The sequence below is a fragment of the Mesorhizobium waitakense genome, assembly GCF_056431085.1.
In genome coordinates, this window is record NZ_JBWKME010000143.1 from 1 (window position 1) to 12,918 (window position 12,918).

The following is a 12,918-nucleotide window of genomic DNA, read 5'->3' on the forward strand; positions in this document are numbered from 1 at the left end:
GCATCGCCATGCGTGCCGACAAAACCGACAAGAGCTTTGCCGCGTTCATTCACCTCGCCGCCGCCATCATAAGCTCCAGATGAATATCAACAGCCCTTAGCCAGGCGCCAGGTCATGCCGGAAGTCGTACACTGGAGCCACAAGGGTCCCAACGACCGGGCGGAGAACTCGCATCGGCCCGGCCTTCGGCGGTTTCGAAGCTAAACTGCCACTCCCTTGATCCCTCTGCCCCGGCCAGCAATGGAGCCGGGGCACTCCAGTACAGACTCTGCCCATCGATCGGCACGGACTCCAGACCGACATCGTCGAACAGCCGCGCATTTGACCGCGTTCGCCAAATTATGGCCGGATCTTTGCGAAGCCTCCACATCTGCGTGAACGAAGCCCTCCAGGCATCATCGTGATTGGACTTCACGATCCGTTGGAGTCACGCTGGCTGCAGGCATAAGAAGGATATGGGTGGACCAACTATCGTCCGAATAGGAGGCCAAGATGAAGCACCAAACGATCGAGCAACTGCAGATCGTCGCCGAGATCGATCAGGCCTACCCGCGCCAGACCATGTCGCGCAGCGAACGTCTTGAACGCTGGGCGGAGCTCCTCGAACGGAACCCTGACCGGCGCCTCTCGACGCTGCCTCAGACTGAGTACCAGCCGGCTAATGCGCGCGCGATCATGCGCGGCCACGACACGCCGATTTCGATCGCTTTCGAGGATCCTGTCCTGCGCGCCGCCGGGTTGGAAAACGACAACTACGGCGGAGCGAAGCGGTTCTTCGAACTGACCGACAGGCAATTGCATGAGATCATCTGCTATTGCCATTTCGGCGCGACGGTGAACGCCGCAACGGCCGCCCGTCACATCCGTGCGGCGATTGCAGGGAGACAGCCCGGCATGTTCGCTCGGATGCGTGAGGCGTTCGTCGGATAAAGCCGGCGCCGTTTCGCAGCATCATTTTTGAAGCGGCTCGCATGGAAAGCCGCCGCCGCAGCGCAGGCAAGCGCTCCCCACGCGGGAAGGCTGCGTTGCATGAGGGGATGGTGCGGTCATGATTATCCAAGGTCCTTTTCGAGAGCGGCGGCAAGGTCTGCTGGGCAGAGCTGCACCATCTGTTGCGCCGAACTCTGCAGGGCGATTGCCGGCAGGTGAATGAACGCGCCGACGCGTCGCCAGGCAAGCCTGGAAAATTTGGCACTCCTATCATTCGAGTGCCAAAGGGGCTATGTTAAGTGTTGCAGTCGCTCTATGTGCGGCGGCAGAAAGAACCCCAATGAAATTCCGACCACTCCACGACCGCGTCGTCATTCGGCGCGCGGAAGGCGATACCAAATCCAAGGGCGGAATCATCATTCCCGACACCGCCAAGGAAAAGCCCCAGGAAGGCGAAGTGATCGCCGTCGGCCCAGGCTCACGTGACGAGAGCGGCAAGCTGATCCCGCTCGACGTCAAGGCCGGCGATCTCATCCTGTTCGGCAAATGGTCCGGCACCGAGGTCAAGATCGACGGCGAGGATCTCCTGATCATGAAGGAGAGCGACATTATGGGCATCGTCGAGAAGACCAAAGCGGGCAAGAAAGCCGCCTGACCGGGCGATTTGCGCTCTCCTAATTTCTAGGCTGAACTGGACGTAAAATCATGTCTGCCAAGGAAATCAAATTCTCCACCGATGCCCGTGACCGCATGCTGCGCGGTGTCGAGATCCTCAACAATGCCGTGAAGGTGACGCTCGGCCCCAAAGGCCGCAATGTCATCATTGACCGCGCCTATGGCGCGCCGCGCATCACCAAGGACGGGGTCGCCGTCGCCAAGGAAATCGAGCTTGCCGACAAGTTCGAGAACATGGGCGCGCAAATGGTGCGCGAAGTGGCCTCGAAGACCAACGACCTTGCCGGTGACGGGACCACCACCGCCACGGTGCTGGCCGCTTCCATCCTGCGCGAGGGCGCCAAATTCGTTGCCGCGGGCATGAACCCGATGGACCTCAAGCGCGGCATCGATCTTGCTGTGGCTGCCGTGGTGAAGGACGTTCAAGCCCGGGCCAGGAAAGTCAAATCTTCGGACGAGATCGCCCAGGTTGGCACGATCGCCGCCAATGGCGACGCGTCGGTCGGTGCCATGATCGCCAAGGCGATGGACAAGGTCGGCAATGACGGCGTCATCACCGTCGAGGAAGCCAAGACCGCCGAGACCGAACTCGACGTCGTCGAAGGCATGCAATTCGACCGTGGCTATCTTTCTCCCTATTTCGTCACCAATGCCGAGAAGATGCGCGTCGACATGGAGGACCCTTACATCCTCATTCACGAGAAGAAACTCGGAAATCTGCAGGCGATGCTGCCGATCCTTGAAGCCGGGGTGCAAAGCGGCAAGCCGCTGCTGATCATCTCCGAGGACGTCGAAGGCGAAGCGCTGGCGACCCTTGTGGTCAACAAGCTGCGCGGCGGCCTGAAGGTCGCGGCCGTCAAGGCGCCGGGCTTCGGCGACCGTCGCAAGGCCATGCTGGAAGACATTGCGGTGCTCACCGCCGGCCAGATGATTTCCGAAGACCTCGGCATCAAGCTCGAGAACGTCACCATCGACATGCTCGGGCGGGCCAAGCGCGTGCTGATCGAAAAGGACACGACCACGATCATCGACGGCGCCGGCGAAAAAGCCACCATCCAGGCGCGTGTCCAGCAGATCAAGTTGCAGATCGAGGAAACCACCTCCGACTACGACAAGGAGAAACTCCAGGAGCGGCTGGCGAAGCTGGCTGGCGGCGTTGCCGTCATTCGCGTCGGCGGCGCGACCGAGACGGAAGTCAAAGAAAAGAAGGACCGCATCGACGACGCGCTGAACGCCACGCGTGCGGCGGTGGAAGAAGGCATCGTTCCGGGTGGTGGCGTGGCGCTGCTGCGCGCCAGGTCGGCGCTTAACGGGCTGACGGGAGCCAATGCCGATGTGACGGCCGGCATTTCGATCGTGCTGAGGGCGCTCGAGGCGCCGATCCGCCAGATCGCCGAGAATTCCGGCGTCGAAGGCTCGATCGTCGTTGGAAAGCTGATGGACAGCAAGGATCACAATCAAGGTTTCGATGCTCAGACCGAACTCTACGTCGACATGATCAAGGCCGGTATCGTCGACCCCGCCAAGGTCGTTCGGACGGCCCTGCAGGATGCCGGCTCGATTGCCGCGCTCCTGATCACCGCTGAAGCAATGATCGCGGACATTCCGCAGAAGGATGCGCCCGCTATGGGTGGCGCAGGAGGTATGGGCGGAATGGGCGGAATGGACTACTGAGCGGCGCCTGAAACTATAGCCAGGACGCCGGAAGGCCAGCGACGCGGGCACATGCGAGCCGATATCTCGGCGATCATCGGTTCGCTTGACATCGTGTTCGGGGAGATCGATCGATAGGCGCTCGTCGCTGTCGTTTTTGCTGCTAAAAATGGTCTTGGAGACAAGAACATGACCGACACTCTTGCCGAGAAAACATGTACGCCTTGTCGCGGCGGCGTCCCGCCGCTCACGCGTGATGAAGCCCAACGCTTCCAGGCACAGGCTCCAGATTGGGAGCTGGGTGACGATGCCCACCGCATCCAACGGAGCTTTCGATGCCGCAATTTCCGGGACGCGCTCACCCTTGTTCAGGAGATAGGTGAGCTCGCCGAAACCGAAGGCCATCACCCCGACATCAGCTTCGGCTGGGGCTATGTGACGGTTTCCCTGAGCACCAAGAAGATCAAAGGACTGCACGAGAACGATTTCATCATGGCGAGCAAGATCGATCGGGTGCTCGATCGCTCGGGCCGGCCCGTCGACCGCCAGCAGTGACACGGCAGATCCATCGCCAATCTAGCGAGGTTTCCATGACACAGATCCGAACCGACAACCAACCCGTCACCCAAATCACCATCGTCGATTCTGAACCGGACAAGCAGGCCGAGGCATTGTCCGTCATGACCGAGCGGGTGCGCTTTATGGCGCGCCAGCCTGGCTTCATCTCAATCAGCCTGCATCGCAGCCTCGACGGGCGGCGCATCGTCAACTACGTCCAATGGCAGAATCGCGATCTCTTGCGATCGGCTCATCAATCGCCGGAATTCCGGAAGGAGTGGGGTCATTTCGATCAGTTGACGGACGAGATCGATCCCAATCTGTACGAGGTAGCCCAGGTGATAGATAGTGGTCAGTAGGCGTGCCGCCCACGTGACCTGAACCGCCGGGTCGAGACGGCCGACAAGAGCTGACAAAGTCTAAGCCATGGCTGCCATGAACCATCGCGTCGTCACCGTGTTCGGTGGAACCGGGTTTCTCGGCCGCCGCGTTGTTCGGCATCTCCGCGATGGTGAGTTTTTCGTTCGGATCGCATCAAGACATCCGGAACGGGCCAAGAAGCTGTTTGGTTCTGATGATCCGCAACTTCAATCGGTCGAAGCCAATATCCACGATGAGCGGGCGATCGCCGATGCACTTGCCGGTGCTTACGGTGTTGTAAATGCGGTCAGTCTTTATGTCGAACAGGGACAGGAGACCTTTCATTCCGTGCATGTCGAGTCAGCCCGGCGGGTTGCAGCCCAAGCACACCGAGCTGGCGTCGAACGGCTCGCTCACATTTCAGGAATCGGCTCCGATGTTGCCTCGCCGTCGCTCTACATCCGTAAGCGTGGCGAAGGCGAACTGGTGGTGCGTGCAGCGTTTGCTGACGCCACTATCATCCGCCCGGCGGTGATGTTCGGACCGGATGACGCGTTTCTCACCATTGTCCTCAAACTTCTCCGCCGGCTTCCAATCTATCCGATGTTCGGTCGCGGCCTGACGAGATTGCAGCCGGCCTATGTGGGCGATGTGGCAGAGGCGACCGCAAGAGCGCTGCAGGGGACGGAGACGCATGCGATCACGTACGAGTGCGGCGGTCCTCGCGTCTATTCTTACAAGGAATTTCTCAGAGCCGTTGCGCACGAAGCCGGTCTTAAGCCCAAACTGATTCCAATCCCATTTGCCGCTTGGCACGCGCTGGCTTGGTTCGCCGAAATGCTCCCGAGCCCGCCTGTCACTCGGAATCAAGTGGAACTGATGCAGGTCGACAACGTGTCATCGCCGGAGATGCCGGGATTTGGAGAACTTGGAATTTCGCCGTACTCGGTCGAGGAAATGCTCCAGGAGATATTGTGGGATCACTGATCAAAGAGCTTCTTCGGCTAGTGCGCTCCCGCCAAGGGGAACGACAAGGGCAAGGTCGAGGGCATGGTGAAGTATTCCCGCTCGAACTTCATGACGCCGATACCGGCGGCGGCGAGCGTCGATGAGGCTTCGGTCTATCGTCTGCTCAGGGCGCACGACCTGATCAACAGTCCGGCCTTCATCGTCATGAAGGCTGCCAACGAGTTCAAATTGAGTCGTATGTACCAAACCGGCACACTATATATCGATGGTCGCCTGCACCTTCCCGGCAAGCCGGCGAGTGGAAGAGACCACCACGCTTTCGCCCAACAAAGGGAGAAGCGATAATGACGTTCAATGACTCAGCGGACTCAAAGCAGCTTTCAATACTGGCCACAGTGGTCGATGATTATTGCCGTCAGGCCGGGATAGCAGTGGGCGATCCGGCCAGGGAACGTCTTGGCCGTCAAATCATCGAGTTGTTCCAAAGCGGCATGGATCATCCAGACGAGTTGTTGTTGGCCCTAAACCATCACTACGACGAGTGGCTTGGTGAGGTTGGCCTGCCGTCGTCTTGTGCCGACCAAGCCGCATCGCTGATCTCTGGCGCTGCTCCCTCTCCTGCGGATCACCCGTCGATGTCGCCGCTACGCTTCCCCCAACGAAAAACCCCGCAGGGGCGGGGCTTCTAGTATTTTTCGGCGCGGGCTTGCGCGCTCCACTGAAAACAGTGACGGAGCAGTTAGGCGACAGGGCCAGCGTCTGCCGTTACTGCGAGTCAGGATATCGTTGCATCATCGGCGTTCCGAGCCGCGTCGAACGCGACAGGTCGATTCATGACATTGCTGACGGCAGAACCAGCGAGTGTGCGCGTCACGGAAGCCGGAAAGCAGCGGTCGTTCAATTACGGAATTCGGATGCAATTGTATCGACTCCGACTGTCCTTGCACACCCTGCAAAGCTGCGCCGATGGCGCTTGCAAGGACGACAGGAAAACACCACCTATAGACTGATAGCGAACAAGCTGGAAACGTCGGTTCAAGTCCGACGGCCCCGACCAAATCGGGGTTTCGTCTAGGGTAGGACACCACACTTGGTAAACGCCGCTCCCTTCCGGTCGAGCGGCGTTTTCGTATCTTCTGTAAAAAGGTAACAAACGGCCCGCATTGTGGAAAGGCTAGCCTTGTAGCGCTGGCTAGTGCGTCCGCAACTCGAACTTGATCAGGACTTGCATAAGCTGCCTGTCTGTCTCGTCACTTTCGCCATTTCCAAGTGTGACTTCGGTGAGCGTTGCGAACTGGCTTGGCAATACCGTCTGAGCGGCAAGCGATGCGAGATTCCTCTGCTTGATAAGCGCTGACTAACAGGTTGTTTGCAATCTTTGAGGGGATGCAGAAGCCCTTGAGGCCTGCGAAGTCGGAGCCTGTCAGTGATCATGATGCACGGTGCCCAACCACGGCAATTCTGAAGTGTCCGCATCAAGCATTTGTTGTCAGCAGAGCGTGCGCGCGGTCTGAAATAAAGGAACTCGAACGCTGCACCAGTGCCGCCCGCAGCACTTGAAACCATGCCCGGGTCTTCCATGTAATACGCAATAGCGCACAACTTTCCGAATGAGGAAGCGCCGGCAGATGAGTCTGCTCCCCACCAGCAATTCAACAGAGCATCGCCGTGCCGACCATCGTTGGCCGGCAGCGTTAACAACAGAGCGTTTTCCTCTTCGTTGTCAGACGAAGGGAGATACACAATGGCAAAGGTCGTTTGCGTCCTCTATGACGATCCGGTCGACGGTTATCCGACAAAATATGCGCGGGACGGCCTGCCAAAGCTCGACCGCTATCCCGGCGGCCAGACACTTCCCACGCCGAAGGCCATCGACTTTGAACCGGGGGTTCTGCTCGGCAGCGTATCGGGCGAACTCGGCCTCAGGAGATTTATCGAAAGCGCCGGGCACAGCCTGGTTGTGACTGCGGACAAGGACGGTCCCGACAGCGTTTTCGAACGCGAACTCGTCGGCGCTGAAATCGTCATCTCGCAGCCGTTCTGGCCGGCATACCTGACCGAAGAACGCATAGCTAAGGCAAGCAGACTGAAGCTTGCGATCACCGCCGGCATCGGATCCGATCATGTCGATCTTCAGGCCGCCATGGACCGCGGTATCACGGTCGCCGAGGTGACTTACTGCAATTCGATCAGCGTGTCCGAGCATGTGGTCATGATGATCCTGGGGCTCGTGCGCAACTACATCCCGTCCTACCAGTGGGTCGTGAAAGGCGGCTGGAATATCGCCGACTGCGTCGCACGCTCCTACGATATCGAGGGCATGCAGATCGGAACCGTCGGTGCCGGCCGGATCGGCAGCGCGGTGTTGCGCCGGCTGAAGCCGTTCAACGTCAAGTTGCACTACACCGATCGCCACCGCCTGCCTGAGGTGGTCGAGAAAGAGCTTGGCGTCACCTTCCACAAGGACCCCGCATCCATGGTCGGCGTCTGCGACGTGGTCACCATCAATGCACCTCTGCATCCCGAGACGGAAAACCTCTTTGACGAGACGATGATCGCCAGGATGAAACGCGGCGCCTATCTGGTGAACACGGCGCGCGGCAAGATCTGCAATCGTGACGCCATCGCCCGCGCGCTGGAGAGTGGCCAACTCGCTGGCTATGCCGGCGACGTCTGGTTCCCGCAGCCGGCTCCCAAGGATCATCCGTGGCGATCGATGCCGCATCACGGCATGACGCCGCACATTTCAGGATCGTCGCTCTCCGCCCAGGCGCGCTACGCCGCGGGCACCCGCGAAATTCTCGAATGCTGGTTCGAAGGCCGGCCGATCCGTGAGGAATATCTGATCGTCGATGGCGGCAAGCTCGCCGGCGCCGGTGCACATTCCTACAGCGCCGGCGACGCCACCCGCGGTTCGGAAGAGGCAGCACGCTTTAAGGCCAGGAGTGATCCGAGCTAGATCGATTTCCGCTGCGCTCGACTCGGACGGGAAGAAGACAAGGGTGACGTGGGGCAGATCAACATGGGTCCTGCTGCCAAGGTTGACGAAAAGACCAAGGCCGAACTCAAGAAAAATTGGACGATGATGCTGGCCGGTTTGAAAAAGTCCGCTAAAGAAGATTGATGTGTCCGTGCCTCTGATTAGGGTTAACACGCTAGGGCGGAGCGGTTGGACGGGGACTCATCCCAACCGGAACAAGTCAGCATCCGCGCATGTATTCTCAAATTTCGTTGACTGACAAGTCTTCCCGATGTGTCGCGATCTGCCATCTATTCCCCCACGCATCCCGCATCATCGCTCGTCGGTCGCCATAAGGCGTGTCCTTGGGTTCCTCAATCGACTCTCCGCCCGCACCGATTGCACGCCGGTACGTTTCGTCAGCGTCTTCTACATACACATAGAGGAAAGCCGGCATTGCTTCGCGTTCGCCATCGCCGCTGACCATCACGATAGGGTCGCCAATCTTCATCTCTGCCGGCGCCCCAGTCCGGTACTCGCCGGTCGCGTCGAATACGGTTTTGAGAAATTCGACCAAGCCCCTGACGTCGTCGGTGACGATTCTCGGTGTGACGGTGCGCCAGCCATCGGGCTGAAATTTGACCATTTGCTCACCCTATCAATCAGCCACGACAGTTGCATGAGGGGCGAGGGGTTAGCCATGCTGCGCCTCGTAGGCTCTGCACGTTACCGGCGGATCGGCGCGGTTGGCGCTGCAGTCGTTCCTCGAGGGATCCTAAGCTTTCTGCCGCAAGTCGAACAAGAGCGCGTGCTCGGGTTATAGGGCCAGGTTCGGTCCTCAGGGCGCTTACCCACGTAGGAACAGATGAACTTCCTGACCGGGATGTTCAGTGGACGGGTAGGGAGACCCATTGGCCGTGAAACCGCGAGCCGGCAAGATTCGTCGCATGGCGGCATTATTGCTGCGTGTTGTAGCGAACACGGCTGATCCGCTTGCGAATGACAGCGCCGCGTCGACGAGACGCCAGCCCAATTTATGACGGCGATGGCTTTCTGCGACGACCACATACCCTAGTTCGACTGGGTAGGCGGCGGCGTCAGCATTTGATTTCGACTTGGCAAAGACGGCGGTTCGATAGTCCGGCTTTGGATTTATAATCGCGGCAGTTCCGACCAGCTTCTCACCGTCATAGAGCATGACTAGGCCCCGCGCACCCTTGATGCGTTCAAGCAGCCCATAGTGGGAAACTTCGCCCTTCGAAACAACCAACTTGACAAAGGCATCGAGTTCTTTGTCGGCATATCCATGCGGGGGCTTGGCGGTCAACGAACTGAGATGTTGCATTGCTTGACATAGGTCACTCAGATTGAGGTCGCAAATTCATCGACACGGGCGGGCCGAGAGCGAGGCAATTTTCAGGCGTGAATTGCGCGCCGGCGCTCCCGGTCTCTCGGCGAGGCCCTCCGCGCCGCCGGGCTGCCCTAGTAACGGTGCAATTTACGATGCTTGCACAACCGGACAGCAGCGAACGTCTCCTTGTGAGCGCATCACGGTCACCGGTCCTTTGATCCGAAGGTCTGCTTTCCACCCCTTGCAGACGGTCAGACTAGTTCTGTGCAAGAGCCGACTGAAAGTCCTTGGTGTTGTTGCGATTGGGATAGGACTGGTCCGGCACCGGCACGCCGAGATGCAGGCAGAGCGGCTTCCACCCATCTCCCAGATTGTGGACCAGCAGCCGACCCGGCGGCACTGTCGCAATGACCGCCCTTACATTGGCCTCGTAGACGGCTATGGCATTAGCGCGATCGTGCGGCCGGCCGCCGAAGACCTGCCTGGAGATCAAGGCAAGACCCAGCGACTCCTGATCCGTGCTCCGGCTGATGCCTGCCAGGATCGTTTTCTCGAAGCTTTTCCACCAGCTTTCCGGCGATCGGTATGTCAGAATGACCCGGGCGTCTGGATAGAACTCAATCAGGTCACGCCAATAGTGCGCCGAGGGCCAGTCGATGCAGGACGCGTAGCCGGCAAACAGCTGGTTCCAGCCTGGTGCCGCGCCCTGCGCCAGCGCACGCCAAAGCCGCTTCTGGCCTTCATTGGCCATGACTTCGGACATGTGGTGACAGGGGCCGAAGCCAAGGATCGTCAGCGCCTCGCGCATCGAATCCGTTCCTGTCCGGCCAAAGCCCGTTCCGATTACCCTTATCGCCATTGTCCCCCCGTTCAGGCCTACAGCCAGATCAGTCGCTTGCGAGCACCAGGCGGTTTCCCTCAGGGTCGGAGAGGTCCAGCGCCCCCTCCGTTTGCAGCGAGGGCACCTGCGCATCGCCGAGACGTCGCGCGACGGCCGCGAGGTCTTCCCGGGTAGGAATCACGACGGTAAAATGCTCCAGACCCGCCGCGCCGAGCGGTGGCTCCTTCAGCTCGTCGCGAGCCCAGATGTTGAACGCCACCATGTGTGTGCGTTCCTCGGTGCCGCAGTCGAACAGGCCAAACGTTGCAGACTGGATATGTGGCCTGAAGCCAAGCACTCCGAGGTAGAACGCCATCAGCGTTTCGGGCGACCGTGCGCGCATATGAATGTGACCGATGAAGGTATCCGCCGCCAGCGGAACTTTGACGCGGTCCGCCGGGTCGAGCTCCTGCAGCAATCGATCGATATCCAGAGGTTCGAGCCCGGAATGCCTTGTGCCGTCCTTGGCGACAAGCGAAACACCGCCGCCAGCCATCTCTTCCCTGGAAGCGAAGCGCCCGGGTGTGTCGAAGCAGATCTCGATCCCGTTGCCGGAAGGGTCGGAAACGTAAAGGGATTCCGAGATCAGGTGATCCTGGGCGCTGTGCCTCAGGCCGGAGGCCCGCAGCCGGGCGGCGACTCGGGCCAATTCCTTGCGTGTCGTGACCTGGATGGCGACATGAAAAAGATCGCGGGACTTTGACGGCAGGACGGTTGTTGCCCCGGCAGGCAGCACAATAAGGATCTTGCCGTCGACGCCGAGTTCGGCGATCCCGCCGTCCCTGGTCAGGGTCGAGAGGCCGACCACGTCACGCCAGACCGGTAAGGCGGCTGGAATGTCGACGACGCGCAGATGAACCGGGCCGAGACGGGTGGTGCTGGCCAGAATTTCTTGGCTCTTCATCGGCCGTTGTCTCCCTGCAGCGCTGGAACATTAGCTGCGAAAGATATGCCTGTCTTGCGCATAGTTCGGGTCGACCGCTCCCGGGCGCGTATTCGCCTGTGGTAGCCGGGCCGTTGCCGCTCCTGCTGTCATTTGCGATATCCGGCGGATGGGGGAGCAGATGGACAAGGCAAGCGCGGAGCACCGCTACGAGGACTGGGACAAGCTCAACGCGGAGCAGGATGCGCTCGGCGCCTTCGAGCCTGTCATGACGCATTCCTTCGGAATTGATCCGCAGGACGGCCGGCCCGTGATGTTCCACTTTCAGATGATCTGCGACCTAGCGACCGTCGTCGACTTCGGTGAGTCGTGATCGCCGAGCCTAAGCACATATTGAGGCCGACCGCTGGCTCTCCGCCCCAATGCCGCATCGTGGAGGTGGTGCGTCGCTACCGCGTAGGGTGGTCGTGGCATGAGTGCCGATGTCCGCTTGGGTCAAAGTCGACATTCAGCCGGCAGGCAAATCAAGCTAACAGAGTAGCCGAGAATTTCGTCCAGTTCAGATCGCCACCGTGCACTGGTGGCTCTGAATCAGGTGCTTCTGCAAACGGTGAAGGAAGTCCCCAGACCGCCCCTTGGATCTTGTAGGGCTCTACAGGGCCGGTGAAGCCGCCCCTACGGTTGGGTAGCGACTGCGCGAGACCGGATGGCCATCGCTAGCTCTCCGCATGGCTAAAGACCACAGCGCCGTTGTCGTTACGAACTTCAACGGCGACGATTCCATCGTCACCTTTTCGGGTCTGGAACATCTTGATTGCATGGTCTTTCGCAGTCTTCTCGGCGTCGAACGTCTCCTTGTCGACGATGCCCTGTCTTCCGTACCAGATGACAGTGAAGGCCATTTTTGGTCGTTCCTTTGCACCAAGCATACAGGAATTCAGGGCGGTAGGGATGAAAGCACGGTGCCACATTCAAGCATTGGCGCTCCACAGGGCCGGTGAACTAGCCGCGTCTGGACAAACGGCAAGAGGTCGCATTCTGCCCTGGGGGAAGAGGGCGTGGACAAGCACCCCTACGACAATCGCTCTGGACAGTGGCGCAAGGGTACCGCCGGCAAACGCCGTCGTCGTTCTGGCAGCCCGTCGTGGTGGGTGTCCATCTTTGCGGGCGGCGCATTTCTGGCCGGCTTGCTGACCCTTGAAATCGGCCCACCTCTCGTAGGCTGCAACATCAAGGGCAATATCAGCTACAACACAGGCGAGCGCATCTACCATGTTCCCCGGACAGGAATACTACTGGCAGACACGTATAAGCCTTTGGAAGGGGGAGCGGTGGTTTTGCTCTGAAGCGGCCGCCCGCAAAGCTGGCTGGCGGAAATCGAGACCGGCCTTTCTATTGAGCATATGAGCCCAGTACGAAGACGCCATGTGGCGCGCTCGCCCAGTGTTACGACGCTGAGCTGAAGATCCACATGCAACGCCAGTTGCGAAGCGTCTCTTCGCTCAGCTGTCCGCGGTAGTGAGCGATGACGTCTTAAAGAGTGAGGTAGTTCGAGTCAGACACCGGGCGCTATTGCGTTGATGGAGTTCTTGATCGGCGACCGCCCCTGGCTACCAAGCGCAACGAACGCCGGCGGAAGAAAGAGGCGGCTTAAGGAAGTGAACCGCCCCGGGTTGATCGGAGGCTCCATGTGTGGATGC

Annotated in this window: 15 protein-coding genes and 3 pseudogenes; 13 read left to right on the forward strand and 5 right to left on the reverse strand. The window is 59.7% G+C overall.

Features of this window, described 5'->3' with window-relative positions; genetic code table 11:
• Nucleotides 1-99: 99 nt before the first annotated feature.
• The 11 genes and pseudogenes from AC07FD_RS27825 to AC07FD_RS27875 all read left to right on the forward strand — a co-directional run.
• Nucleotides 100-198 (forward strand): annotated as a pseudogene (locus tag AC07FD_RS27825) (IS6 family transposase); the annotation flags it as partial.
• A gap of 294 nt (nt 199-492) precedes the next feature.
• Nucleotides 493-930 carry a hypothetical protein gene (locus tag AC07FD_RS27830; RefSeq protein ID WP_478352448.1) on the forward strand — a complete coding sequence of 146 codons (438 nt, stop codon included), beginning with the start codon at nt 493-495 and terminating at the stop codon, nt 928-930.
• 340 nt (nt 931-1,270) lie between these two features.
• On the forward strand, nt 1,271-1,585 hold the full coding sequence (locus AC07FD_RS27835) for a co-chaperone GroES (RefSeq protein ID WP_095199210.1): 315 nt from the start codon (nt 1,271-1,273) through the stop codon (nt 1,583-1,585).
• 50 nt (nt 1,586-1,635) lie between these two features.
• Nucleotides 1,636-3,279, forward strand: coding sequence for a chaperonin GroEL (gene groL / locus AC07FD_RS27840; RefSeq protein ID WP_478352449.1), 1,644 nt, complete (start codon nt 1,636-1,638; stop codon nt 3,277-3,279).
• A gap of 42 nt (nt 3,280-3,321) precedes the next feature.
• A pseudogene (locus AC07FD_RS27845) lies at nt 3,322-3,396 on the forward strand (NADH-quinone oxidoreductase subunit D-related protein); the annotation flags it as partial.
• Nucleotides 3,397-3,447: 51 nt separating this feature from the next.
• On the forward strand, nt 3,448-3,813 hold the full coding sequence (locus tag AC07FD_RS27850; protein ID WP_136621984.1) for a 4a-hydroxytetrahydrobiopterin dehydratase: 366 nt from the start codon (nt 3,448-3,450) through the stop codon (nt 3,811-3,813).
• Between the two features lie 35 nt (nt 3,814-3,848).
• Nucleotides 3,849-4,175 (forward strand): antibiotic biosynthesis monooxygenase family protein, encoded by a 327-nt coding sequence (locus tag AC07FD_RS27855; protein WP_478352450.1) that lies wholly within the window; start codon nt 3,849-3,851, stop codon nt 4,173-4,175.
• 67 nt (nt 4,176-4,242) lie between these two features.
• Nucleotides 4,243-5,163 carry a complex I NDUFA9 subunit family protein gene (locus AC07FD_RS27860; RefSeq protein ID WP_478352451.1) on the forward strand — a complete coding sequence of 307 codons (921 nt, stop codon included), beginning with the start codon at nt 4,243-4,245 and terminating at the stop codon, nt 5,161-5,163.
• 63 nt (nt 5,164-5,226) lie between these two features.
• A complete protein-coding gene (locus AC07FD_RS27865) occupies nt 5,227-5,490 on the forward strand; it encodes a hypothetical protein (protein ID WP_095199205.1) in 264 nt (87 codons plus the stop codon).
• Nucleotides 5,490-5,834 (forward strand): hypothetical protein, encoded by a 345-nt coding sequence (locus AC07FD_RS27870; RefSeq protein WP_478352452.1) that lies wholly within the window; start codon nt 5,490-5,492, stop codon nt 5,832-5,834. Before AC07FD_RS27865 ends, AC07FD_RS27870 begins: the two co-directional genes overlap by 1 nt.
• Before the next feature lie 1,055 nt (nt 5,835-6,889).
• Nucleotides 6,890-8,104 carry an NAD-dependent formate dehydrogenase gene (locus AC07FD_RS27875; protein WP_478352453.1) on the forward strand — a complete coding sequence of 405 codons (1,215 nt, stop codon included), beginning with the start codon at nt 6,890-6,892 and terminating at the stop codon, nt 8,102-8,104.
• Nucleotides 8,105-8,366: 262 nt separating this feature from the next.
• Here the strand turns inward: AC07FD_RS27875 and AC07FD_RS27880 are convergent, their stop codons facing one another.
• The 4 genes from AC07FD_RS27880 to AC07FD_RS27895 form a co-directional block, all read right to left on the reverse strand.
• A complete protein-coding gene (locus tag AC07FD_RS27880; protein ID WP_478352454.1) occupies nt 8,367-8,750 on the reverse strand; it encodes a VOC family protein in 384 nt (127 codons plus the stop codon).
• Between the two features lie 201 nt (nt 8,751-8,951).
• Complete coding sequence (locus AC07FD_RS27885; RefSeq protein ID WP_478352455.1) at nt 8,952-9,431, reverse strand: GNAT family N-acetyltransferase; 480 nt, start codon at nt 9,429-9,431, stop codon at nt 8,952-8,954.
• A gap of 280 nt (nt 9,432-9,711) precedes the next feature.
• Nucleotides 9,712-10,314 (reverse strand): sulfotransferase family protein, encoded by a 603-nt coding sequence (locus tag AC07FD_RS27890; RefSeq protein WP_478352456.1) that lies wholly within the window; start codon nt 10,312-10,314, stop codon nt 9,712-9,714.
• Between the two features lie 28 nt (nt 10,315-10,342).
• A complete protein-coding gene (locus AC07FD_RS27895; RefSeq protein ID WP_478352457.1) occupies nt 10,343-11,239 on the reverse strand; it encodes a VOC family protein in 897 nt (298 codons plus the stop codon).
• A 160-nt stretch (nt 11,240-11,399) separates the two neighbouring features.
• Here AC07FD_RS27895 and AC07FD_RS27900 point away from each other — a divergent pair, with 160 nt between their 5' ends.
• On the forward strand, nt 11,400-11,591 hold the full coding sequence (locus AC07FD_RS27900; RefSeq protein WP_478352458.1) for a hypothetical protein: 192 nt from the start codon (nt 11,400-11,402) through the stop codon (nt 11,589-11,591).
• Nucleotides 11,592-11,934: 343 nt separating this feature from the next.
• On the opposite strand, the gene AC07FD_RS27905 is transcribed toward AC07FD_RS27900, so the two are convergent.
• Entirely contained in the window at nt 11,935-12,120 is a 186-nt protein-coding gene (locus AC07FD_RS27905) for a hypothetical protein (protein WP_095199198.1), read from the reverse strand.
• A gap of 156 nt (nt 12,121-12,276) precedes the next feature.
• On the opposite strand from AC07FD_RS27905, the pseudogene AC07FD_RS27910 reads away from it, so the two are divergent.
• A pseudogene (locus AC07FD_RS27910) lies at nt 12,277-12,625 on the forward strand (sunset domain-containing protein).
• Nucleotides 12,626-12,918: the final 293 nt, after the last annotated feature.

Bases quoted from the DNA above. Each gene is read 5' to 3' on its own strand.
- AC07FD_RS27830 (WP_478352448.1), top strand. From the start codon at position 493: ATGAAGCACCAAACGATCGAGCAACTGCAGATCGTCGCCGAGATCGAT.
- AC07FD_RS27835 (WP_095199210.1), top strand. From the start codon at position 1,271: ATGAAATTCCGACCACTCCACGACCGCGTCGTCATTCGGCGCGCGGAA.
- groL (WP_478352449.1), top strand. From the start codon at position 1,636: ATGTCTGCCAAGGAAATCAAATTCTCCACCGATGCCCGTGACCGCATG.
- AC07FD_RS27850 (WP_136621984.1), top strand. From the start codon at position 3,448: ATGACCGACACTCTTGCCGAGAAAACATGTACGCCTTGTCGCGGCGGC.
- AC07FD_RS27855 (WP_478352450.1), top strand. From the start codon at position 3,849: ATGACACAGATCCGAACCGACAACCAACCCGTCACCCAAATCACCATC.
- AC07FD_RS27860 (WP_478352451.1), top strand. From the start codon at position 4,243: ATGGCTGCCATGAACCATCGCGTCGTCACCGTGTTCGGTGGAACCGGG.
- AC07FD_RS27865 (WP_095199205.1), top strand. From the start codon at position 5,227: ATGGTGAAGTATTCCCGCTCGAACTTCATGACGCCGATACCGGCGGCG.
- AC07FD_RS27870 (WP_478352452.1), top strand. From the start codon at position 5,490: ATGACGTTCAATGACTCAGCGGACTCAAAGCAGCTTTCAATACTGGCC.
- AC07FD_RS27875 (WP_478352453.1), top strand. From the start codon at position 6,890: ATGGCAAAGGTCGTTTGCGTCCTCTATGACGATCCGGTCGACGGTTAT.
- AC07FD_RS27880 (WP_478352454.1), bottom strand. From the start codon at position 8,750: ATGGTCAAATTTCAGCCCGATGGCTGGCGCACCGTCACACCGAGAATC.
- AC07FD_RS27890 (WP_478352456.1), bottom strand. From the start codon at position 10,314: ATGGCGATAAGGGTAATCGGAACGGGCTTTGGCCGGACAGGAACGGAT.
- AC07FD_RS27895 (WP_478352457.1), bottom strand. From the start codon at position 11,239: ATGAAGAGCCAAGAAATTCTGGCCAGCACCACCCGTCTCGGCCCGGTT.
- AC07FD_RS27900 (WP_478352458.1), top strand. From the start codon at position 11,400: ATGGACAAGGCAAGCGCGGAGCACCGCTACGAGGACTGGGACAAGCTC.
- AC07FD_RS27905 (WP_095199198.1), bottom strand. From the start codon at position 12,120: ATGGCCTTCACTGTCATCTGGTACGGAAGACAGGGCATCGTCGACAAG.